The 20,573-nt window shown below is 71.6% G+C and carries 20 protein-coding genes; 11 read left to right on the top strand and 9 right to left on the bottom strand.

The genetic code is table 11. The annotated features are described in order from the left end of the window. Nucleotides 1–31: 31 nt before the first annotated feature. Nucleotides 32–1,843, top strand: a complete 1,812-nt coding sequence (locus NE236_RS11565) for an NAD+ synthase (RefSeq protein ID WP_252841904.1) — start codon at nucleotides 32–34, stop codon at nucleotides 1,841–1,843. Nucleotides 1,844–1,925: 82 nt separating this feature from the next. On the opposite strand, the gene NE236_RS11560 is transcribed toward NE236_RS11565, so the two are convergent. The 3 genes from NE236_RS11560 to NE236_RS11550 form a co-directional block, all read right to left on the bottom strand. Further along, a complete protein-coding gene (locus NE236_RS11560) occupies nucleotides 1,926–3,992 on the bottom strand; it encodes a SpoIIE family protein phosphatase (protein ID WP_252841903.1) in 2,067 nt (688 codons plus the stop codon). A gap of 92 nt (nucleotides 3,993–4,084) precedes the next feature. Continuing rightward, the gene (locus tag NE236_RS11555) at nucleotides 4,085–4,693 is read right to left on the bottom strand and encodes a TetR/AcrR family transcriptional regulator (RefSeq protein WP_252841902.1); all 609 of its coding nucleotides are present in this window, start codon (nucleotides 4,691–4,693) and stop codon (nucleotides 4,085–4,087) included. A gap of 14 nt (nucleotides 4,694–4,707) precedes the next feature. Continuing rightward, nucleotides 4,708–6,267, bottom strand: coding sequence for an MFS transporter (locus NE236_RS11550; protein ID WP_252841901.1), 1,560 nt, complete (start codon nucleotides 6,265–6,267; stop codon nucleotides 4,708–4,710). Between the two features lie 200 nt (nucleotides 6,268–6,467). Here NE236_RS11550 and panB point away from each other — a divergent pair, with 200 nt between their 5' ends. From panB to NE236_RS11535, 3 genes are all read left to right on the top strand, one after another. Continuing rightward, entirely contained in the window at nucleotides 6,468–7,310 is an 843-nt protein-coding gene (panB, locus tag NE236_RS11545; RefSeq protein WP_252841900.1) for a 3-methyl-2-oxobutanoate hydroxymethyltransferase, read from the top strand. Between the two features lie 121 nt (nucleotides 7,311–7,431). Then, nucleotides 7,432–8,298 (top strand): asparaginase domain-containing protein, encoded by an 867-nt coding sequence (locus tag NE236_RS11540; RefSeq protein ID WP_252841899.1) that lies wholly within the window; start codon nucleotides 7,432–7,434, stop codon nucleotides 8,296–8,298. 152 nt (nucleotides 8,299–8,450) lie between these two features. Beyond that, the gene (locus NE236_RS11535) at nucleotides 8,451–8,978 is read left to right on the top strand and encodes a hypothetical protein (protein WP_252841898.1); all 528 of its coding nucleotides are present in this window, start codon (nucleotides 8,451–8,453) and stop codon (nucleotides 8,976–8,978) included. Here NE236_RS11535 and NE236_RS11530 read toward each other — a convergent pair. The 4 genes from NE236_RS11530 to ppgK are packed head-to-tail and all read right to left on the bottom strand — an operon-like array spanning nucleotide 8,929 to nucleotide 12,160. Then, on the bottom strand, nucleotides 8,929–9,714 hold the full coding sequence (locus tag NE236_RS11530) for a helical backbone metal receptor (protein ID WP_252841897.1): 786 nt from the start codon (nucleotides 9,712–9,714) through the stop codon (nucleotides 8,929–8,931). The two genes, NE236_RS11535 and NE236_RS11530, sit on opposite strands and share 50 nt — an antisense overlap. Before the next feature lie 32 nt (nucleotides 9,715–9,746). After that, nucleotides 9,747–10,709 (bottom strand): ketopantoate reductase family protein, encoded by a 963-nt coding sequence (locus NE236_RS11525; protein WP_252841896.1) that lies wholly within the window; start codon nucleotides 10,707–10,709, stop codon nucleotides 9,747–9,749. Continuing rightward, the gene (gene npdG / locus NE236_RS11520; RefSeq protein WP_252841895.1) at nucleotides 10,706–11,386 is read right to left on the bottom strand and encodes an NADPH-dependent F420 reductase; all 681 of its coding nucleotides are present in this window, start codon (nucleotides 11,384–11,386) and stop codon (nucleotides 10,706–10,708) included. Before npdG ends, NE236_RS11525 begins: the two co-directional genes overlap by 4 nt. A gap of 24 nt (nucleotides 11,387–11,410) precedes the next feature. After that, nucleotides 11,411–12,160: a polyphosphate--glucose phosphotransferase gene (ppgK, locus tag NE236_RS11515; protein WP_252841894.1), complete on the bottom strand. Its 750-nt coding sequence runs from the start codon at nucleotides 12,158–12,160 to the stop codon at nucleotides 11,411–11,413. A gap of 78 nt (nucleotides 12,161–12,238) precedes the next feature. Here ppgK and NE236_RS11510 point away from each other — a divergent pair, with 78 nt between their 5' ends. Beyond that, nucleotides 12,239–12,826: a hypothetical protein gene (locus NE236_RS11510; RefSeq protein ID WP_252841893.1), complete on the top strand. Its 588-nt coding sequence runs from the start codon at nucleotides 12,239–12,241 to the stop codon at nucleotides 12,824–12,826. A gap of 64 nt (nucleotides 12,827–12,890) precedes the next feature. Here NE236_RS11510 and NE236_RS11505 read toward each other — a convergent pair whose 3' ends face one another. Next, nucleotides 12,891–13,064 (bottom strand): hypothetical protein, encoded by a 174-nt coding sequence (locus NE236_RS11505; RefSeq protein ID WP_252841892.1) that lies wholly within the window; start codon nucleotides 13,062–13,064, stop codon nucleotides 12,891–12,893. Nucleotides 13,065–13,121: 57 nt separating this feature from the next. Here NE236_RS11505 and map point away from each other — a divergent pair, with 57 nt between their 5' ends. From map to NE236_RS11475, 6 genes are all read left to right on the top strand, one after another. After that, a complete protein-coding gene (map, locus tag NE236_RS11500) occupies nucleotides 13,122–13,970 on the top strand; it encodes a type I methionyl aminopeptidase (protein WP_252841891.1) in 849 nt (282 codons plus the stop codon). Nucleotides 13,971–14,009: 39 nt separating this feature from the next. Next, nucleotides 14,010–14,639, top strand: a complete 630-nt coding sequence (locus tag NE236_RS11495) for a hypothetical protein (protein ID WP_252841890.1) — start codon at nucleotides 14,010–14,012, stop codon at nucleotides 14,637–14,639. Nucleotides 14,640–14,765: 126 nt separating this feature from the next. Further along, complete coding sequence (locus NE236_RS44435) at nucleotides 14,766–16,019, top strand: cytochrome P450 family protein (protein WP_252841889.1); 1,254 nt, start codon at nucleotides 14,766–14,768, stop codon at nucleotides 16,017–16,019. A gap of 571 nt (nucleotides 16,020–16,590) precedes the next feature. Continuing rightward, entirely contained in the window at nucleotides 16,591–17,844 is a 1,254-nt protein-coding gene (locus NE236_RS44430; RefSeq protein ID WP_252841888.1) for a cytochrome P450 family protein, read from the top strand. Nucleotides 17,845–18,016: 172 nt separating this feature from the next. Beyond that, entirely contained in the window at nucleotides 18,017–18,754 is a 738-nt protein-coding gene (locus tag NE236_RS11480) for a metal-dependent hydrolase (protein ID WP_252841887.1), read from the top strand. A 71-nt stretch (nucleotides 18,755–18,825) separates the two neighbouring features. Further along, nucleotides 18,826–19,878 carry a S1C family serine protease gene (locus NE236_RS11475; protein WP_252841886.1) on the top strand — a complete coding sequence of 351 codons (1,053 nt, stop codon included), beginning with the start codon at nucleotides 18,826–18,828 and terminating at the stop codon, nucleotides 19,876–19,878. Between the two features lie 21 nt (nucleotides 19,879–19,899). Here NE236_RS11475 and NE236_RS44425 read toward each other — a convergent pair whose 3' ends face one another. After that, entirely contained in the window at nucleotides 19,900–20,478 is a 579-nt protein-coding gene (locus NE236_RS44425) for a retropepsin-like aspartic protease (protein ID WP_252841885.1), read from the bottom strand. Nucleotides 20,479–20,573 lie beyond the last annotated feature (95 nt).

Raw genomic sequence — 20,573 nt, 5'->3', positions numbered from 1 at the left:
CTCCCGACGCGTCCCGTCTAGTCTCGAAGGCGTGGCTCAGCTTCGTATCGCACTCGCTCAGGTGGACGCGACCGTCGGCGACCTCACCGGCAACGCAGACCTCACCGTCGAATGGACCCGGCGCGCCGCCGACCGCGGCGCGCACCTCGTCGTCTTCCCCGAGATGTTCCTCACCGGCTACCCGGTGGAGGACCTCGCGCTGCGCAAGTCATTCGTGGACGCGTCGATCGCCACCCTGGAGGCGACCGCCCGCCGGCTCGCCGACGAGGGGCTCGGCGAGCTGCCCGTCGTGCTCGGCTACCTCGACCGGCGCGCCGACGTCGTCGACCGCGTCGGCCAGCCCGCAGGCGCTCCGCTCGACGCGGCGGCGGTGCTGTACCAGGGCCGGGTCGTCATCCGCACCGCAAAGCACCACCTGCCCAACTACGGCGTCTTCGACGAGTACCGCTACTTCGTCCGCGGTGACCGGCTGCCGGTGTTCCGGTTGCACGGTGTCGACGTCGCCGTGGCGATCTGCGAGGACCTGTGGCAGGAGGGCGGGCCGGTCACCGTGGCCCGCGAGGCCGGAGCCCAGCTGCTCGTCGCCCCGAACGCCTCGCCGTACGAGCGCAACAAGGACGACGTGCGCCTGGAGCTGTGCGCCCGCCGGGCCCGCGAGGCCGGCTGCGCGCTCGCGTACGTCAACCTGGTCGGCGGCCAGGACGAGCTCGTCTTCGACGGCGACTCCGTGATCGTCACCGGCGACGGAGAGCTGATCGCTCGCGGCCCTCAGTTCGAGGAGGACCTCCTCGTCGCCGACCTCGACCTGCCCGCGGCGCCGCCGGAGTTCACGCCCGGCGAGACGCCCGCCGACGGGCACGACGGCACCACCTTCACGATCGAGCGCGTGCTGCTGTCGTCCGACCCGGTCGAGCCGTACTCCCCGGAGAAGCCGCCCTGCGCCGAGCCGCTGGGCGACCTCGGCGAGGTGTACGGCGCGCTCGTCCTCGGCGTACGCGACTACGTCCGCAAGAACGGCTTCCGCTCGGTGATCCTCGGGCTGTCCGGCGGCATCGACTCCGCGCTGGTCGCGACCATCGCCGCCGACGCGATCGGCCCGGACAACGTCCACACGGTCCTCATGCCGAGCCGTTACTCCAGCGACCACTCGATCACCGACGCCGAGGACCTGGTCAAGCGGCAGGGCATCCACTCGCAAACGGTGCCGATCCGCGGCATGGTCGACGCCTACGAGGCCGAGCTGGAGCTGCACGGGCTCGCCGCCGAGAACCTGCAGGCGCGCGTGCGCGGCAACATCCTCATGGGCCTGTCCAACGAGCACGGCCATCTCGTGCTCACCACCGGCAACAAGAGCGAGCTGGCCACCGGCTACTCCACGCTGTACGGCGACTCCGCCGGCGGCTACGGGCCCATCAAGGACGTGCCCAAGGTCACGGTGTTCGCGCTGTGCCGCTGGCGGAACGAGCGGATCGACGGCGACCACCCGTTCGTGCGCCCCTCGGGGACCGCGCCGATCCCGCAGAACATCATCGACAAGCCGCCCTCCGCCGAGCTGCGCCCCGACCAGCTCGACACCGACTCCCTCCCGCCGTACGACGTCCTCGACGCGCTCCTGGACGACTACGTCGAGAAGGACCTGGGCCGCGACGATCTGATCGCGGCGGGCCACGACCCGGAGCTGGTCGAGCGGGTGATCAGGTTGGTCGACGCGGCCGAGTACAAACGCCGCCAGTACCCGCCCGGCCCCAAGATCATGCCGAAGAACTTCGGCCGCGACCGCCGCCTGCCCATCACCAACAAGTGGCGCGAGATCGTCGCCCCGGCGACCATCAACGGCCGCTGAGGTCGCCGGCGGTCGCGTTTCGTCGAGGGTATTCGTGCCTCTGACATCGAAGACCCTCGACGATAACGGTGCGAGGGGCTGCTCAGGGGAGGTGGTGGGCCTCACCCGGCCAGGCTCCCTCGACGGCGTCGTCTCGGCCGGGGAGCTCGAGCTCGCACCACACCACCTTGCCGTCGCCCACCGGGCGAGCGCCCCACCGCTTGGCCAGCCGGTGGACGACCTGCAGGCCGCGGCCGCCCTCGTCGTCGTCGGCCGCCTGGCGGGCCCGGGGCAGGGCGTCGGAGTCGTCGCGGACCTCGCAGACCAGAGTGGTGTCGCGCAGCAGCCGTAGCTCGATGTCGCCGGAGGCGTACCGCAGCGCGTTGGTGACCAGTTCCGACACCACCAGCTCCGTGCTGAAGGACAGGTCGCCGCAGTCCCAGCGTTCGAGCGTCTCGCGGACCCGGGCGCGGGCGTCGCGTACCGCGGTCGGCCGTGCGGGCAGCCGCCAGGAGGCGATGTCACACTCGGGCAGCCGCCGCAGGCGGGCGATGAGCACCGCGATGTCGTCGCGGTCGTGGTCGGAGTAGGCGCTGTCGAGCGTGGCCTTGGCGAGCTCCTCCAAGGGCCGGAACAGCGCGTCCGCGCCGAACAGGCCACGCAGCCGGGAGAGGCCGTCGTCGATGTCCTGCCCGCGGTTCTCCACGAGCCCGTCGGTGTAGAGCACGAGGATGCTGCCGTCCCCGATGGTGAACGTGCGGGTCTCGATCATTCCCTCGCCGACGCCGAGCGGCGGCGCGGGCGGGACGTCGAGGAACTCGGTGGTGCCGTTCGGCCGCAGCAGCAGCGGCGGCAGATGCCCGGCGGAGGCGATCTCGCAGGTGCCGTCCGTCGCGTCGTAGACGGCGTACACGCAGGTGGCGAAGGCGGGCTCCCGCTCGCCGAGCTCCCGCATCAGCGCGTCGAGCTGCTGCAGACCGTCCGCCGGGGACAGCTCCAGGTTGACGATGGTCCGCAGGGCGGTGCGCAGCCGTCCCATGGTGACGGCGGCGCGCACGCCGTGGCCGGCGACGTCGCCGACGATGAGGGCGACGCGGCCGCCCGGCAGGGCGATCGACTCGTACCAGTCGCCGCCGACCTCGATCAGCTGGTTGCCCGGCAGGTACCGGTGGCGTACGGCGACGCTGGACGGTGCCGTGAGCTCGGTGGGCAGCATGCTGCGCTGGAGGGTCAGCGCGGTCGCGCGTTCGCGGCTGTAGTGGCGGGCGTTGTCGATGTAGAGGGCCGCGCGCGCGGCGAACTCCATCCCGATCTCGACGTCGTACGCGTCGAAGGCCCGGTGGGCGGCGCTGCGGGTGCAGACGACGAATCCCAGCGTGGTCCCCCGGGCGATCAGCGGCAGCAGGACCATGGAGCTGTCGGCCAGGAGCTTGGCGACGGGCTTGCGCCGCCAGAGCCGGGCGATCCTCTTGGCGGCCTTGACGTCGAAGTGGGATTCCAGCACCGGCTCGCCGGTGGCCATGCAGCGGGTGTACGGGGTGTCGGGCGGGTAGGTGAGGACCTCCCCCGTCGGGAAGGCGGCGTTCCACTTCGGGTCCGAGGCATCGGTGGCGAGCGCCACCCGGCGCAGCACGGTGGTGCCGTCGGCGGCGATCGAGGGGTGCTCGTCGGCGGCGACGATGCTCTCCTGGATGAGGACGCCGGCGGCGTTGCAGAAGTGGGGCACGACGACGTCGACGAGTTCGCGCGCCATCTGGTCCAGGTCGAGCGTGGCCCCGATGCGTACGAGCGCGTCGTCCAGCATGGCCCGGCGCATCAGCGCCGGGTCGGTGAAGCGTTCCAAATCGGTCACCGCGACGCGGACCATCATCAGGTCGGCGGGGTCGGCGGCCGCGGTGTGCATCGGCTGGACGGTGACGACTGCATTGCGCGGTTCGCCGTCCTCGGTGCGCACACCGAGGACGGCGGTCCGCTCGTGGCGTTCGGCGAGGGCGTCGAGGAGGCCGGTCAGCGCCTCCTTGCTCTCCTCGGTGAACAGGCCGGTCACGTCGGTGCCGACGACCTCCTCCGGGGGACGGCCCAGCACGCCCGTGGAGTTCTGCCCGCACTGGAGGACCTCACCGGCCCGGCCGATGCCGAGCACCAGGGTCCTCGCCGAAGAATCGGCCATCCGCCGGAGTCCTTCCTGTGGCCCGTCAGCCCCCGGAGTAAAAGTATGACCAAAAGCCGACCGGAGGGAAGGAAGATCACGCGGTCGACCGGTCAGCGCGGCGTCAGCCCGGCCAGAAGGGTGTCGATGACCCGTTCCGCGAAGTCCTCTGGGACCGGCCCGGCGCCGAACGCCCGCGCCCGATTGGCCATGGCTCCCGTGAGGACCCACTGGGTCAGCTCGACGTCGAGGTCGGAGCGCAGCTGGCCGCTGGCGACGCCGCGCCGCAGCACCTCCCGTATGACCTCGCGCCGGGGCTCGATGACCTCGCGGGTGAACCGCGCGATCAGCTCCGGATACCGCTCGGAACTACCGAGGACGCTCCAGTAGCAGTCCAGGCGCTTCTTGTCGCTCTTGTTCGCGACGAAGGCCCGGGCTATGGCGGTCAGGTCGTCGCGCACCGACTCGCCGCGCGGCTCGGGGAAGGGCTCCTTCAACGCGGCGAGCGCGTCGATGATGAGCGCCTCCTTGTTGGGCCAGCGGCGGTAGATCGTCGTCTTGCCGACCCCCGCGCGTGCGGCCACCGCCTCGATGGAGACGCCGGCCACCCCGCCCTCCTCGGCGAGGAGGTCCAGGGTGGCGTCGACGATCGCCTTGGCTGCGCGCTCACTGCGCGGCCGGCCCGGCGGCCGCGCGGCGAGCTGATCAGTGGTCTGCGTCATCGCGCATCACCGTCTCATACCTCGGCGGGTTCGCGCTGTTCAACGGGCGGGGTGTCGGCCTCGGCCGCCGCCTGACCGGGCATCCACTTCAGGACGACGAGCGCTCCGAGGAAGGCCACGGCGGCCGAGATCGCGGAGGTGATGTGCATGGCGTGGACGAAGGAGTCGTGCGCCGGCGGCAGGAGCGCCCGGCCCGCCGCTCCGAGCTTGTCGGCCACGCCCGTGGTGCTGCCGATGTCCGACCCGGCGACGTCGCGTACGCGCTCGGGCAGCGCCGTCAGGTGCGGCTTCATGCCGTTGCGGTAGATCGAGGAGACCAGGGAGCCCAGGACGGCGACGCCGAGCGCGACGGCGACCTGACGGGCGATGTTGTTGATGGCCGAGCCGGATCCGGCCTGCTCCCTCGGCAGCACGGACATGACCGCGGTGGTGGCCGGGGGCATCACGAGGGCCATTCCGGCGCCCTGCACGAAGAAGGTGATCTCGAGGATCCAGATCGGGCTGTGCACGGCGGTGAAGTGGTAGCTGAGCAGCGCCAGCGCGACCATGGTCAGGCCGGTCGCGGCGACCCGCTTGGCGCCGTACCGGGCGACCAGCCCGGCGCTCCGCGGCGAGAACAGCATCTGGCCGACGGCCAGCGGCAGCGTGAGCAGGCCCGCCTGCAGCGGCGTGTAGCCACGGACGTTCTGCAGGTACAGCGAGACGAACAGGAAGACGCCGCCGAGCGCGAAGAACACCAGGGCGATGGCGCCCACGGACGCCGACAGCCGGCCGTCGCGGAACAGCCGGACGTTGAGCGACGGGTGCTCGATGCGGGACTCGTACCAGACGAACAGCGCGAGCAGTGCCACGCCGGCGAGCACGGGCCCGTACACGGTCGGCGCGGTGACGGTCGCCTTCTCGCCGCCCTCGATGATCCCGTAGGTGAGGAGGATCAGGCCGGCGATCGACAGCAGCACGCCACCGAAGTCGATCCTGGTGCGCACCGCGATCCGGGACTCCGGGACGACGATCGCGATGCCGATCACGCCGGCGATGACGATCGGGACGTTGATGAGGAAGACCGAACCCCACCAGAAGTGGTCGAGCAGCAGACCGCCGGTGATGGGCCCGACGGCGATCCCGATGCCGACGGCCCCGGCCCACACGCCGATGGCCCGGCCGCGCTCCTGCGGCTCGAAGACGTTCGTGATGATCGACAGCGTCTGCGGCATGACGGCCGCGCCGCCGAAGCCCATTGCCGCACGGGCGAGGATCAGCTGGTCGGGGGTCTGCGCGTACGAGGACAGCAGCGAGGCGAGGCCGAACAGGAGCATGCCGATGATCAGCATGCGCTTGCGGCCGATCCGGTCGCCGAGCACACCGAAGGTGAACAGCAGGCCGGCGAAGACGAGCGTGTAGGAGTTGATGGCCCATTCCAGCTGGGCCTGGGTGGCGCCGAGGCCGTCGCGCGGGTCCGCGATGGTCTTCAACGCGACGTTGAGGACCGTGTTGTCGAGCACGATGACGAGCAGGCTGACGATGAGGACGCCGAGGATGGTCCAGCGCCTCTTGTGGATGGTCTGCGGATCCATGAGGCCCTTCGGGGGATATCGATACGAGTCTGTTGCGTTTCTTAACGCTGCCCAACTTAGGATATTCCCGGAACGATACGCAACCGTAGCGTTTCATAAACGACGTCGGGAAGGTACGGGCTGTACGGGTCGTTGACCTCGTGGGATCATCGATCTCGTCCGGGGACGCCACCGTGGCGCCTCGAGGCAGGAGGTTTCCGATGTCTGTATCGACCAGTCGGCCGACCACGCTGTACGGCGGCCAGACCGGGCGCCGCGTGACCGTACGCGACATCGCGACGGCGAAGGAACGCGGCGAGAAGTGGCCCATGCTCACCGCGTACGACGCGCTCACCGCGCGGGTCTTCGACGACGCCGGGATCCCGGTGCTGCTCGTCGGCGACTCCGCCGGAATGGTGGTCCTCGGCCACGAGTCCACGATCCCCGTCACCGTCGACGACCTCATCCCGCTCACCGCGGCGGTGGTGCGCGGCACCTCCCGCGCCATGGTCGTCGCCGACCTGCCGTTCGGGGCGTACCAGACCGGCGTGGCCGAGGCCCTGCACACCGGGGTCAGGTTCCTGAAGGAGACCGGCGCGCAGGCGGTCAAGCTCGAGGGCGGCCGGCGGGTGCTCCCCCAGGTCGAGGCGCTGGTCGCGGCGGGCATCCCGGTCATGGCGCATCTCGGACTCACGCCGCAGTCGGTGAACGCCTTCGGCGGCTACCGCGTCCAGGGACGCGGCGAGGACGGCGAACGCCTCATGGCCGACGCCAAGGACCTCGAGGCCGCGGGCGCGTTCTCCGTCGTGCTCGAATGCGTGCCCTCCGAGCTCGCCGACCGCGTCACCGCCGCCCTGTCCATCCCGACCATCGGCATCGGCGCCGGCCCGGGCACCGACGCGCAGGTCCTCGTGTGGCAGGACATGGCCGGCCTCACCCCGCACACGGCCAAGTTCGTCAAGCGGTACGCCGACGTGACGGGTGTCCTGCGCGGCGCCGTCCAGGAGTTCGCGGCGGAGGTCGTCTCGGGCGCCTTCCCCGGTCCCGAACACGCCTACCGCTGACCTGTGGCCGGAGGCCCGGCCCGGCGATGCCCCATCCGAGGCGGCGTCACCGGCGAACGCACCCTCCGCCGCGCCCTTCCCTGCCGCCCGGGAGCCCGGTGCCGGGCCCGCCGACGAATCGGTGACCCGGCGGGTCGTCGTGTTCGTCCCCGACGGGCCCGTGCCCATGGCCGACGCGCCGCCGCCCCTCCCGCCGGGGGTGACGGTGGAGCGCCGCCCGGTCGCCGGTCCCGTCTCCACCTTCGCCGCGGTCGGCGAGCTCGCCCGCGCGGTCGGAGAGACGGCCGCCGCCGGCGCGCACGGCGTCGTGATCGTCCACCCCTCGGAGACCCTCGCGGAGACGGCCTGGGCCCTGGAGCTCGTCCACGACGGGACCGCGCCCATCGTCCTCACCGCCGCCTCCGGCACCCCCGCCGACCTGGCGGACGCCGTCGCCGTCGCGGCCGCCGGGCCGCAGGGGCTCGGCTGCGCGGTCGTGGCACACGGCGAGATCCACGCGGCACGGCACGTCACGGCCACCGGGATCGCCGCTCCGGCGTTCGCCTCGCCGGGGGCGGGGCCGCTGGGCCAGGTGATCGGCGGGGCACCGCGCCTGCTGTGGCGGCCGCCGGAACGGTTCACGGTACGCGGCCCGTTCGCCGGGCACCCGCCGCGCGTCGGGCTGCACGTCGTGGCCCTGGGCGACGACGGCGGACTGCTTCGGACCCTCGCCGACCACTGCGACGGGCTGGTCGTGGCCGCCCCCGCCGGGCAGGCCGCTCTCGCCATGCTGGCACCGGTCCTCGCCGAACCGGCCGGCCGCATTCCGGTCGTCCTGTCCTCCCCCACGGCACCGCCCGGCGGGATGGCGGCCACCCGCCTCGATCCGCTGAAGGCCCGCGTCCTGATGCACCTTCTGCTGGCCGCCGGCCACGACCGCTCGGCCGTGCTGAACGCCTTCGTAAGCCTGGAGGGCAGCACCACCATGCCGCCCGCGCCGCGCCCGTGAGGTTCCAGCGCCGGTGAGTGTTTCGATGATCGTCCGCCCTGGGTAGATGATCTCCGCTCCCGCGTAACGCCATATCCGATGACCCGGTCCAAGCCGTCAGGGACGAGTGCCCGGATGGCGGGGCGAACCCCCGCTTCCCGAAGGGCACTCCCATGCCGTGCGTCCTCGCCATCGTCTGGTCCATCGCCGCCACCGCGTCCCCGCCCGTCCCGGTCCCGGTCGCCACGACGCCGGAGTACCCCGCGACCTGCTCCCAGGCCTATCTGCCGCTGCCCGATCCGTCCTGCCAGCCCGGCGCGATCAACCCGGACGTCACGCAGGACACGATCGGCTCGACGATCTGCGTGGCCGGCTGGACCAGGACCGTACGGCCGCCGGTGTCGTACACGAACGCGCTCAAGGTCCGGCAGATCGCCGAGTACGGCTACCTCGACACGATCCCCGCGCACTATGAGGAGGATCATCTGATCCCGCTCGAACTCGGCGGCGCGCCGCGCGATCCGCGGAACCTGTGGCCCGAGCCCCGCTACGACACCGGCGGGGCCACCGCCGCCGACAAGGACGAGGTCGAGAACGCGCTGAAGAAGAAGGTGTGCGCCGGCGCGATGACGCTCGCCGCCGCCCGCGCCATCATGGCCACCGACTGGAGGCAGGGCCGGGCGCCGGAAGCGACGCGCTGAGGACCCGCCGCGCCTCGGTGAGGGACGGCCCGTACCACTCCAGGTGCCGGCCGCTCACCAGCGCCACCAGCAGCCCCGGGAACGTCTCCGGCCCATCCACGGCGGAGAAGGCGTACGGCTCGTCCGGCAGGACGACCAGTCCCGGCCGCCGGCGCAGCATCTCGTCAACGGACACCTTCGGATACCGCTCGTCGGCGTGCGCGTACACGTTGGCGACGCCGAGCCGCGCGAGGACGTCCCCGGCGAAGGTGTCCCGGCCGAGCACCATCCAGGGGCGCCGCCAGATGGGGACCACCGCCGCCACGCCGGCCGGCGGTGGCTCCCGGAGGACGTCGGCCCAGACCGTACGCGCCTCGGCCAGCCACGCCGGCGTGTCCTGCCCGCACGCGGCGAGCATCCGCTGGAGGCTGGTCAGCGCCTCCGGGATCGTACGGATCACGGTGACCCACACCGGGACGCCCGCCGCGCGCAGGGCGTCGAGGTCGGCTTCGCGGTTCTCCTCGAAGTTGGCCACGACCAGGTCCGGCGCCAGCCCGACCACCTTCCGGACGTCGGGGTTCTTCGTGCCGCCGACGCGCACGACGCCGAGGCCCGGTGGCTGGACGCACCAGTCGGTGGCGCCCACCAGCAGGCCCGGCACCGTACGCGCGATCGCCTCGGTGAGGGACGGCACGAGCGACACGACCCGCCGAACGCCACGGGCGGGCCGGAACAGCCCGCCGAGGTCGTCGACCATCGGAGGGACCGGGGCACCGGGCGGCCCTCCGGTCATCCGGGGGCGGATCCGTCCAGCGCGGTGAGGAACTCCTCCGGCGTCATCAGGCCCGGCGGCAGGCCCTCGCGGGCCATCCGGTTCGCCAACCGCCGGAGCAGCTCGTTGACCGGGGTCGGCACGCCGTGCTCGCGGCCCAGCAGGACGATCTCCCCGTTGAGGTAGTCGGCCTCGATCGTGCCGGTCCCCCGGCTCAGACTCTGGTGGGACGAGCCGCCGGTGCGCAGGCGCCCGCGGATGGGACGAATCTGGGACGCCATGCCCACTCCGCTCGGCGCGTCGATGCCCGACGCCCGCAGGCACGCCGTCCCTTCGTCCCGGGCGAGCCGGATGATCTCCGCGCCCTGTTCGCCGGGGCCGATGACCACCTCGACGGCGTTCCCGAGGTTCGTCAGGAGCTTGCCGTACTTGTAGCGCATCACGTCCGGCCGGGCGACCGACACGAACGTCGCGTCCGTGAAGGCCTCCGCCAGGGCCTCGGCCGTGTCGTCCACGCCGTCGGGGTACCGGCCGACGTCGAGGCCGCCCGTCTGGGGCGCGAGGTACGCCTCGACGACGCCGGGCTCGAGAAACGCCGACGGCAACAGGACGCAGATGCCGTACACGCGGCGGAACAGCCGCAGGGCGAGGCGCTCGTTCTCGACGCCGTTCTGGGCGGACGCGACGATGACGTCCGGTGGGGCGAGGGCCGACAGCTCGGCCAGCGCCGCCAGGGTGTCCTGCGTCTTCATCGTGAGCAGGACGACGTCGCCGGGCCGGAACGTCACCGCCGACGGCCGGTCGACGACCGGGATCGGCAGGGTGACGCTCTCCTCCGGGGTGTCGAGGCGCAGTCCCCGGTCACGAATGGCCTCGTAGTGGGCGCCGCGGGCGATGAGCGTGACGTCGTGGCCCCGCTGGAACAGCCGGGCCCCGATGGCGCCGCCGACCGCGCCCGCGCCGTAGACGACGAACCTCATACGTCGGTGACGCGCAGGCCGGCGTGCGCCTTGTAGCGCCGGTTGATGGAGATCAGGTTGGCGGTCAGCGCCTCGATCTGGTGAGCGTTGCGAAGCCGCCCGCCGTAGATCCCGCGCATGCCCGTGATGCGACCGGCCAGGGCCTGGACCGTGTTCGTCGCCTCCCGGTCGTCGCCCAGCACGAGCACGTCGAGGTCGACCTTGTCGATCTCCGGGTCGAGGAGCACCACCGCCGAGACGTGGTGGAAGGCGGCCACGACGGTGCTGTCGGACAGGACGGCCGCGGCCTGCTGGGCGGCGCTGCCCTCCTCGACGGGCAGGGCGTAGGCGCCCTGCTTGTCGAAGCCGAGCGGGTTGACACAGTCGATCACGGTCTTTCCGGCGAGGTCCTCCCGGAGCGACTCCAGGGTCGCCTTGTGGCCGTCCCACGGCACCGCGATGATCACGACGTCGGCCTCGCGGGCGACGACGGCGTTCTCCGCGCCCCGGGCGGTCAGCCCCTGCCCCAGGCTCTCGGCGGCCTGCTGGGCGCGCTCGGCGCTACGCGAACCGATGATCACCTGGTGGCCGGCGAGGGCGAAGCGGCGCGCCAGCCCCTTGCCCTGGTCTCCGGTGCCACCCAGGATGCCGATGGACAGACCGCTCACGTCCGGCAGGTCTGCGTGCTGAGTGCTCATAGAGAACGATCCTGCCAGGGCACCTCAGACCAGCTCCTTACCGGGTACCGCGGCCATGGCGGCACCGATGATGCCGGCGTCATTGTGCAGCTCGGCGGGGACCACCGGAGTCCGTACGTCCTTGAGCAGCGGCAGGAAGCGGTCGGCCTTCTTGCTGACTCCGCCGCCCACGATGATCAGCGACGGCCACAGCAGGTCCTCGATCCGCCGCAGATACTCGCCGAGTCGTTTCGACCAGTCCTGCCAGTCCCACTCGTGGACCTCCCGGGCGTGCGCGGAGGCCCGCCGCTCGGCGTCCTTGCCGCGGATCTCGATGTGGCCCAGCTCGGTGTTGGGCACGAGCCTGCCGTCGAGGAACAGGGCGGTGCCCACGCCGGTGCCGAGCGTCAGCATGAGCACCGTGCCCGGCCGGTCGCGTCCCACACCGAAGGTCATCTCCGCGATCCCGGCGGCGTCGGCGTCGTTGAGCAGCGTCACGGGCACGCCGCTCGCCTCCGCGAACAGGTCGCGTGCGGCCAGGTCGATCCACGCGTCGCCGAGGTTGGCCGCGGTACGGACGACTCCGCCGGTGACCACGCCCGGGAAGGTCACGCCCACGGGCCCCTCCCAGCCGAAGTGCGCGACGATCTCGGCCACGACCCGCGCCACCTCCTGGGGCGGTGCCCCCTCCGGTGTGGTCAGGCGCAGCCGGTCCTGGGTGAACTCACCCTTCTCCACGTCGACCGGCGCGCCCTTGATGCCGGACCCGCCGATGTCGACCCCGAGTATCTCCATGTGGCTATACCTACCTGAGATCGCCGACCCCTAACAAAGCGCACGTGATCTCACGCTCTGTACGGCACCATGGGGGCCATGGACGCGAGTCAGGTGGCGGCCCTGCGCGAACTTCTCTCGACGACCGGCTGGCCGGAGCGCACCCGGGAGTTCGCGTGGGCGCTGCGCTCCTCCGCCCGGGAGCCGGGCGGCCTGTTGGTCTTCGGGGCGCCCGATGACGAGCCGTGGCACCTCGCCGCCCACCTCGACGACGAGAGCCGGCTCGGCGGCGTCCCGGAGCTGTCCCCCACGCTGGTGCGCTGGAAGCCGCCGCCCGGCGCCCCGCCGCACCTGGGGGTCGGCCTGGAGCGCCTGGAGGCGGCCCGGCGCGGCGAGACGCTGATCGTCGTGTCCGAGGACGAGTCGCCGGCGCCGCTGCTGGAGCGGGTGGACGACGCCCGGCGCGTCGGCGCGACGATCTTCGCGCTCGACACCGGCGACCGGGAGCTCGAGGGCCTCGCGCACGAGGCCCTGACGGTGCCGGCCGACGACCGGCTCGTGTCGTTCGACGCCGCCCAGCACCTCGTCAGCGCCGCGGCCGGCGAGCCTCTGCCCAGGCGCGGCCTGCGCGACCGCCTGGCACGTCTCCTGGAGACGATCAGCGGCCCCGCCGCCGACCTGTCGTAGGAGCTGGGGCGTGTCCTGACAGACCCCGTTCGCGCAGCCGGACGGCGGATCTGTCAGACGCACCCTAGAAGTCGTCCTTGCGGCGCCACTCCTCGTTGCGCTGGGCGGCCCGCTCGAACGCGTGGGCCGCCTCGTCCTCGGTGTCGTAGGGGCCCATGCGGTCACGGTTCGGGCAGCCGGGCCCGTGCTCGACCTTCCGGTGCTTGAGGCAGAAGAACCACTTGCCTTCGTCACTCATCGCGCTCTCCGATCATGGTGTCATCGTGCCCCGGCGAGCTGACTACACTCCAACAGCATGACGACGCAACTCCGTCCCGGTCACGTATCCCCGATGCGCAGGGTGCCTTCGGACATCCCACGGCCGGAGTACGTCGGCAAGAAGGTGCCCCGCACGGGCGAGTCGGACGTCAAGACGCCCGAGATCATCGAGAAGATGCGCGTGGCCGGACGGATCGCCGCGCAGGCGCTCGAGGAGGTCGGCAAGCGGATCCAGCCGGGGGTCACCACCGACGAGCTCGACCGGATCGGGCACGAGTTCATGCTGGACCACGGGGCGTACCCCTCGACGCTGGGCTACCGGGGCTTCCCCAAGTCGCTGTGCACCTCGCTCAACGAGGTGATCTGCCACGGCATCCCCGACGACACGGTCGTCCGCGAGGGCGACATCATCAACATCGACATCACCGCGTTCAAGGACGGCGTGCACGGGGACACCGACGCGACCTTCCTGGTGGGCGACGTGGACGAGGAGTCCCGTCTGCTCGTCGAGCGCACGCGCGAGGCGATGATGCGGGCCATCAAGGCCGTCCGCCCGGGCCGGCACCTCAACGTCATCGGGCGGGTCATCGAGTCGTACGCCAAGAGGTTCGGGTACGGCGTCGTCCGCGACTTCACCGGGCACGGCATCGGCACGACGTTCCACTCCGGGCTGATCGTGCCGCACTACGACGACCCGCACGCCACCACGCTCATCGAGCCGGGGATGACGTTCACGATCGAGCCGATGCTGACGCTGGGCGCGATCGACTACGACATCTGGCCGGACCGCTGGACCGTCGTGACCAAGGACCGCAAGCGGACCGCGCAGTTCGAGCACACCATCCTCGTCACCGACACCGGCACGGAGATCCTCACGCTGCCGTGAGACAGCCGCGTCGTCGCGGGTACGTACCGTGAGGTCAAGGTGGTGCTGCACGGAAACCGCGCCACCGGCCGGTACGTCCTGTTCCCGACGGACGGCAAGAACTGGATGATCCACCGGATGGACCCGCCGGTCGACCCGGACGCCGAGCCGATGCCCGAGCGGATCCGCCCGGTGCTGCCGAAGGTTCGGGAGCGGCTCCCCCGGAACAGGGACGCCTACGGCTACGAGTTCGCCTGGGGCGGGCGGCGGCTCGTCCATTCCGATCGCGGCACCGCGCGGGCCCATGACGCCGACGAGAGCCCCGCCAAGGTCCCGTCCGGCCTCGGTGAGACCCTCGCCGCCCACCGGGTCGTGCTGGACGGCGAGATCACCGACGTCACGGGCCAGGACATCTACATGATCTTCGACCTGCTCCACCTCGACGGGCGGTCGCTGCTCGACGCGCCGCACGCACGTCCGCGCGAGTTGCTCGGCGGCCTGCGTCTCGCCGGTCCGCGCTGGCAGACCGCACCAGGTTTCGACAACGGCGACGCCGTCCGGGCGGCCGCTCAGGAGCAGGGCCTGCCCGGAGTGATCGCCAAGCGCCTGGACGCTCCCTACCAGCAGGAAAAGGCGGACTGGCGGTTCATACCCGTCACGGACGGCGTGCGGCCGAATCCGTCGGTCTGACCAGAATCGGCTACGCGTTCTGACGGAACTGGCACACATTGTCACTAAAACCGAACAACGCTCTAGTCTGTGGGGACGGCAGCTACGTACGCTAGACACGACCATCATGTATGACTGGAGGCATTTGTGGGCGGTTCCCGCTTCCCCTTCCCCGCGCCGGGCGAGCCGATTCTCGACACCTATGCCCGGCTTCGCGAGGCCGGGCCCGTCGTTCCCATCGAGCTGCCGGACGGCGTGCCCGCCTGGGCGGTGAACAGCTACGACGCGCTCGTCGACCTTCTCTCCCGGGACAACAAGGTCTTCTCGGCGGACCCGCGACACTGGACCGCCCTGCACGACGGTTCCGTGCCCCCGGACTGGCCGATGCGTCCGCTCGTCGCCGGTGACCACGTCCAGGTCAAGGACGGCGTGGATCACCGGCGGCTACGGACCCTGATCTCCCGGGCCTTCACGCCCTCCCGGGTGGAGGCGCTGAAGCCCCGGATCTCCGAGCTGGCGGCCACGCTCGTCGACGGCATCGCGGCGGCCGGCGACGGCGTCGACCTCGTGTCCGCCTTCACCGAGCCGTTGCCGATGTCGGTCATCTGCGACCTGTACGGCGTTCCCCTCGCCGAACGGGCCCAGATCCGCGGCTGGACGACCACGCTGCTGGCGCACACGAGCACCGGCGAGCAGGCCGCCGCCGCCAATGAGGCGCTGAACTCCTACCTGGCGTCGCTGGTCGAGCTCAAACGGCGCGAACCGGGTGACGACCTGACGACCGGGCTCGTCCAGGCGCATGACGACGAGGACCACCTCTCCGACGACGAACTGGTCAGCGCCCTGTGGGTGATGCTCATCGCCGGCCACGAGACGACCGTCCACCTGCTCGGCAACGCCGTCGTCGCGCTGAGCACCCACCCGGACCAGCGGACCCTGGCGATCGAGCAGGACCGGTGGCCGCAGGTGGTCGAGGAGACCCTGCGCTACCGCGGCTCCGTGATCGGCTCGCCGTTCCGGTACACCCTGACCGACACGACGCTGGCGGGCGTGCCCATCCCCGCCGGCGAGGCCCTGTGGCTGAGCCTCGCGAACCATGGGACCGACCGCGAGCGGTACGGAGACACGGCCGACCGATTCGACATCACCCGCGAACAGACCGGTCACCTGGCGTTCGGATTCGGCCCGCACTTCTGCGTCGGCGCGCCGCTGGCGCGGCTGGAGAGCCGCATCGCCCTGTCCGCGCTGTTCGGACGCTTCCCCGAGCTGACCCTGGCCGCCGACGTCGGCACCCTCGCCTACACCCCGTCCGCCATCACGTACGGGCCGCTGTCCCTGCCGGTGAGGCTGGGCCCGGCGCCGGACCGCGCGGCCGAGCGGCGGACGCCGGAGCCCGCCTGACCATCCCGGTGCCCACCAGGGCGTGTCTGACAGATCCCGTTCGTAGCGCAGCCGGGCAGCGGATTCGTCAGACACGCCCCAGGGCCTGTCTCAAAGTCCCCGTCCGTAGCGAGCGGTGTCCAGGTGGTGCCTCGCAAGACGGAGGAGGGAGTCAGCCCGGTGTTGGCTGGCGACCGACGACAACGCGGCGAGGCGCCGCTTGGGCGCCGCGCAGTAGGACAGTGGGGCTTTGAGACAGGCCCTAAGGCCACGCGTTCGCCGGCCCGCCTGTGGCCGGCGGACGCGGCCCGGGCCGGATCCGGGTCGGCGGACGCGCCAGGGGCCGGACCCGGTCGGCGCACGCCCGGACCCCGGCCCTGGCAGGGTGGCCGCCCAGCGGCTCGACGGGGCGGGCGTACCACCATCCGGCGGGAACCTCTCGACGCTCCGATCGGCATGCCGACGGCCGGCACGATCGCGCCGGCCTGACCCAGATTTGTGTGCATTGTCACTAAATGAGAAAACACCCTGGCCTCCAGATCAGTGACTAATTACGCTGCGCACGTCATTCGTATGCGTCTGGAGGCAATTCGTGGGTGGTTCCCGTTTCCCCTTCCCCACGCCGGGAGAGCCGATCCTTGACACCTATCACCGGCTCCGGCAGGCCGGGCCGGTCGTCCCCATCGAGCTACCCGGCGGCGTAGACGCATGGGCGGTGAACAGCCACGCGGCGGTCGCGGACCTCTTCGCGCGGGACAACAAGGTGTTCTCGCGGGACCCGCGGCACTGGAACGCCCTCCAGAACGGCTCCGTGCCCGCGGACTGGCCGATAAGGCCGCTCATCTCCGGAGACCACCTGCAGGTGAAGGACGGCGCCGACCATCGGCGGCTGCGCGGTCTCATCGCGCGGGCCTTCACCGCCGCACGAGTCGAGGCGCTCTCCCCGCGCATCACCGAGACGACGGCCGAGCTCATCGAGGACATCGCCGCGGCCGGTGACGGGGCCGACCTGGTGCAGGCGTTCAACGAGCCCCTGCCGATGTCGGTCATCTGCGACCTGTACGGCGTGCCCGTCACCGAACGGGGACAGCTGCGCGGCTGGACCAACGCGCTCCTCTCGCACACCAGCACCGGGGAGCAGACCGCCGCGGCCCAGAATGCACTCGGTTCCTACCTGGCGTCGCTGGTGGAGCTCAAGCGCCGCGAGCCGGGCGACGACCTCACCACCGGCCTGGTACGGGCCCATGACGAAGAGGACCGCATGTCCGACGGCGAGCTGGTGAGCGCGCTGTGGATCATGCTCATCGCCGGCCACGAGACCACCGTCCACCTGCTGGGCAACGCGATCGTGGCGCTGTGCGCCCACCCGGACCAGCTCGCCCTGGCGATCAAGCGGGATCTGTGGCCCCAGGTGGTCGAGGAGACCCTCCGGTACCGGAGCTCCGTGATCGGCGCGCCCTTCCGGTACACCGTGACGGACGTGACGGTGGAGGGGGTCCACATCCCCGCCGGCGAGGCCCTGTGGCTGAGCTACGCCCATCTCGGCACCGACCGCGAGCGGTACGGTGACGACGCCGGCCGGTTCGACATCACGCGCGAGCAGGCGGGCCACCTGTCCTTCGGTCACGGCCCGCACTTCTGCATCGGCGCGCCACTGGCCCGCCTGGAGGCCCGCATCGCCCTGTCCGCGCTGTTCGGCCGTTTCCCTGAGCTGAGCCTCGCCATCGACCCCGACGCGATCCCCTACACCCCGTCCGCCATCACCTACGGGCCCCTGTCCCTCCCGGTGAACCTCGGCCGGGTCGAGGAACGGGCCGCCGGGCACCGGATGCCCGAGCCCGCCTGACGCCCCCCGATGCGCGGCCCGGACCCGTCCCGGCCGGGTCCGGGCCATGGCCTTCCCGTCCGCCGGGCGAATTCAGGGTGATCATGGGAACCGCTCCGGCGCGTCGCACGTCCGTACTTCCCGAAGCGGGCTACAGTCCGCGCGTGGCAACAAAGCGGGTGATCTTCACATGATGGGCCATACGCATGCGCTGGCGGGGGCCGCAGCATGGCTCGGGACCGTACCCTTCCTGGCCGACTACGGGATGCGGATGACCCCCGGCCAGATCGCGGCCGGAGCCGTCGTCTGCGCCGGGGCGGCGTTGCTTCCCGACCTCGACCACCACGACGGCACGATCGCCAACACATTCGGCCCGGTCACCCGGGTCCTGTGCAAGGGCGTGTCCGTCGTCAGCGGCGGGCACCGGCACGCGACGCACTCGCTGCTGTTCTGCGTTGCCATGGGCCTGGGCGCCGACGCGCTGGCGGACCACGTCGTGCAGGCGTGGTGGGTGATGATGTTCCTGCTCATCGGCCTGGGGCTCCAGGGGATCGGCCTCCGCGTCCCCAAGCGCGAGCACTTCAGCGCGCTGCTCAACGCCGCGATCGCCGGCGGCCTGACCTTCCTGATGGCGGGCATGCACTTCGCCGGTCCGGGGCTCGGCACGCACGGGTACACGCTGGGTTGGGCCGGTTTCGCCGTGGGGCTCGGCTGCCTCATGCACGTCATCACCGACTCCATCACGCCCCAGGGCTGCCCCGTCTTGTGGCCCATCCCCTGGCGGCTCGCAGTCCCGCTGGTGCCGCGCACCAACGGGGCGGTGGAGAAGTGGGTGGTCACCCCCCTCCTCACGCTCGCCATCGTCATCCTCGGCATCCGCTCGTCGGCCGGATCCTTCGCCGCGCACTGGCTCCAGCACAACGGCGGCTGACGGACGTACGGGCAGGACGCGCCACACCGCTTCACCCGCCGACGGCTGGGAAGAGCAGTGATGTGGGACACATGACACGGTGTGGCGCCGCCATGATCACCGGACTCGCCCTGGTCGCCGGGTGCGGTGGGGGCGACACCAGGAACACGAACGCGGCCGCGACCTCGACGGCGCCCGGGGCACCGCCCGACCACGGGTCCGCCGGACAGCTCGAACAGGTCTACGAGCAGGTCGTCAAGGCGGTGCTGCCCTCCGTCGTCCAGATCGACACCGACTCCGGGCTCGGATCCGGCGTGATCTACGACAACCGGGGCGACATCGTCACCAACGCCCACGTCGTCGCGGGGTCCAACCGGATAACGGTGACCACGGCGACCGGGAAGAAGGCGCTTCCCGCGACGCTCGTCGGCCAGTACGCCCCGGACGACCTGGCCGTCGTGCGGGTGAACGGCGCGTCGCTGAAGCCCGCGCGGTTCGGCGACTCCAGCCGCCTGACGGTCGGCGAGATGGTCCTGGCGATGGGCAATCCGCTCGGCCTGTCGGGAAGCGTGACCAACGGCATCATCTCCGCGCTCGGACGCACGGTCTCCTCCCCGCGCGAGGGCGCCTTTCCCGGGGCGACCATCGCCGGCGCGGTGCAGACCAGCGCGCCGATCAACCCGGGCAACAGCGGGGGCGCGCTGGTGACGCTGGACAACGCGGTGATCGGCATCCCGGCGCTCGCCGCCTCCGACCCGCAGATCGGCGGCGCGGCCGCGGGCATCGGGTTCGCGATTCCGAGCAACACGGTGAAGCTGATCGCGGACCAGCTCATCAAGTCGGGCCGGGTGACCAACTCCGGCCGGGCCGCGCTCGGCGTCACGATCCGCAACGTCGCCGACATGTCGGGCAACGTCGTCGGCGTAGGGGTGACGGCGGTGACGCGGGGCGGCCCCGCCGACAAGGCCGGAATCCGCCCCAACGACATCATCGTGTCGGTCAACGGCGCCAGGACATCGACCACCTCGGAGCTGTCCGACGTCCTCGCCGGGCTGAAACCCGGGCAGACCGCTCAGGTGGTGCTCCAGCACCCGAACGGCGGCAAGAGCACCGTCACGGTCACGCTCGGCCAGCTGCCCGGTTGACCGAACGGCGACGGGCACCGCCTACCGCCGGAAGTTGATGCGGTCGTGCTGGAAGTCGAGCGTGACGCTGCCGAAAGCGCGGAGTTCGTCCGAGCCGAGCAGGCCGGCCACGCCCATGCCGAGATCGACGACCGCCAGTGACGTCGCCCGGAGCGGGACGCCGCCGAGCGTCCAGCGCCGCACCTTCACGATCGGGACGACTCCGCTGCCCGTGACGCCCTGGACACGGTGTTGCTGCCCCGTTCGCGGCAGTCCGAGCCGCCGGACGAGACTGCGGTCCACGGAGGAGTTCGACGAACCGGTGTCCAGCACGAACTCGTACGGCCCCCTGCCGTTCACCCGCACCGGGACGAAGACCAGGGTGCCGTCGCCGCTGTTGACCACCCTCATCGGGAGCGAGAAGCTCCTGCCGGTCTCCCCCGGCGTCAGCGCGCCCAGCGGGGTGGGCGCCGAGGTCACCGGCGATGTCGATGCGGGGGCCGAGACGGAGGGCGACTCGGAGGTCACGGTGGCGGCCGGCCGGACCCACGTCTCGGCGCACCCGGAGATCGGCAGCGCGGCCGCCAGCAGCAGCAGCCCAGTGATCATCGTGCGGGACACAGGGACGGACGTTCCCGCCGATGGGCCGGCTAACCCGGGTCACCGGAGATGCTGGCCGGATCTTGGCCGGTCGGGCACGGACCGCGCCGATCGGC

The sequence above is a fragment of the Actinoallomurus purpureus genome (assembly GCF_024055795.1).
Classification (GTDB): Bacteria; Actinomycetota; Actinomycetes; order Streptosporangiales; family Streptosporangiaceae; genus Actinoallomurus; species Actinoallomurus purpureus.
Note: the sequence above shows the minus strand (reverse complement) of the source record. Positions and strands in the feature narration are given on the sequence as shown.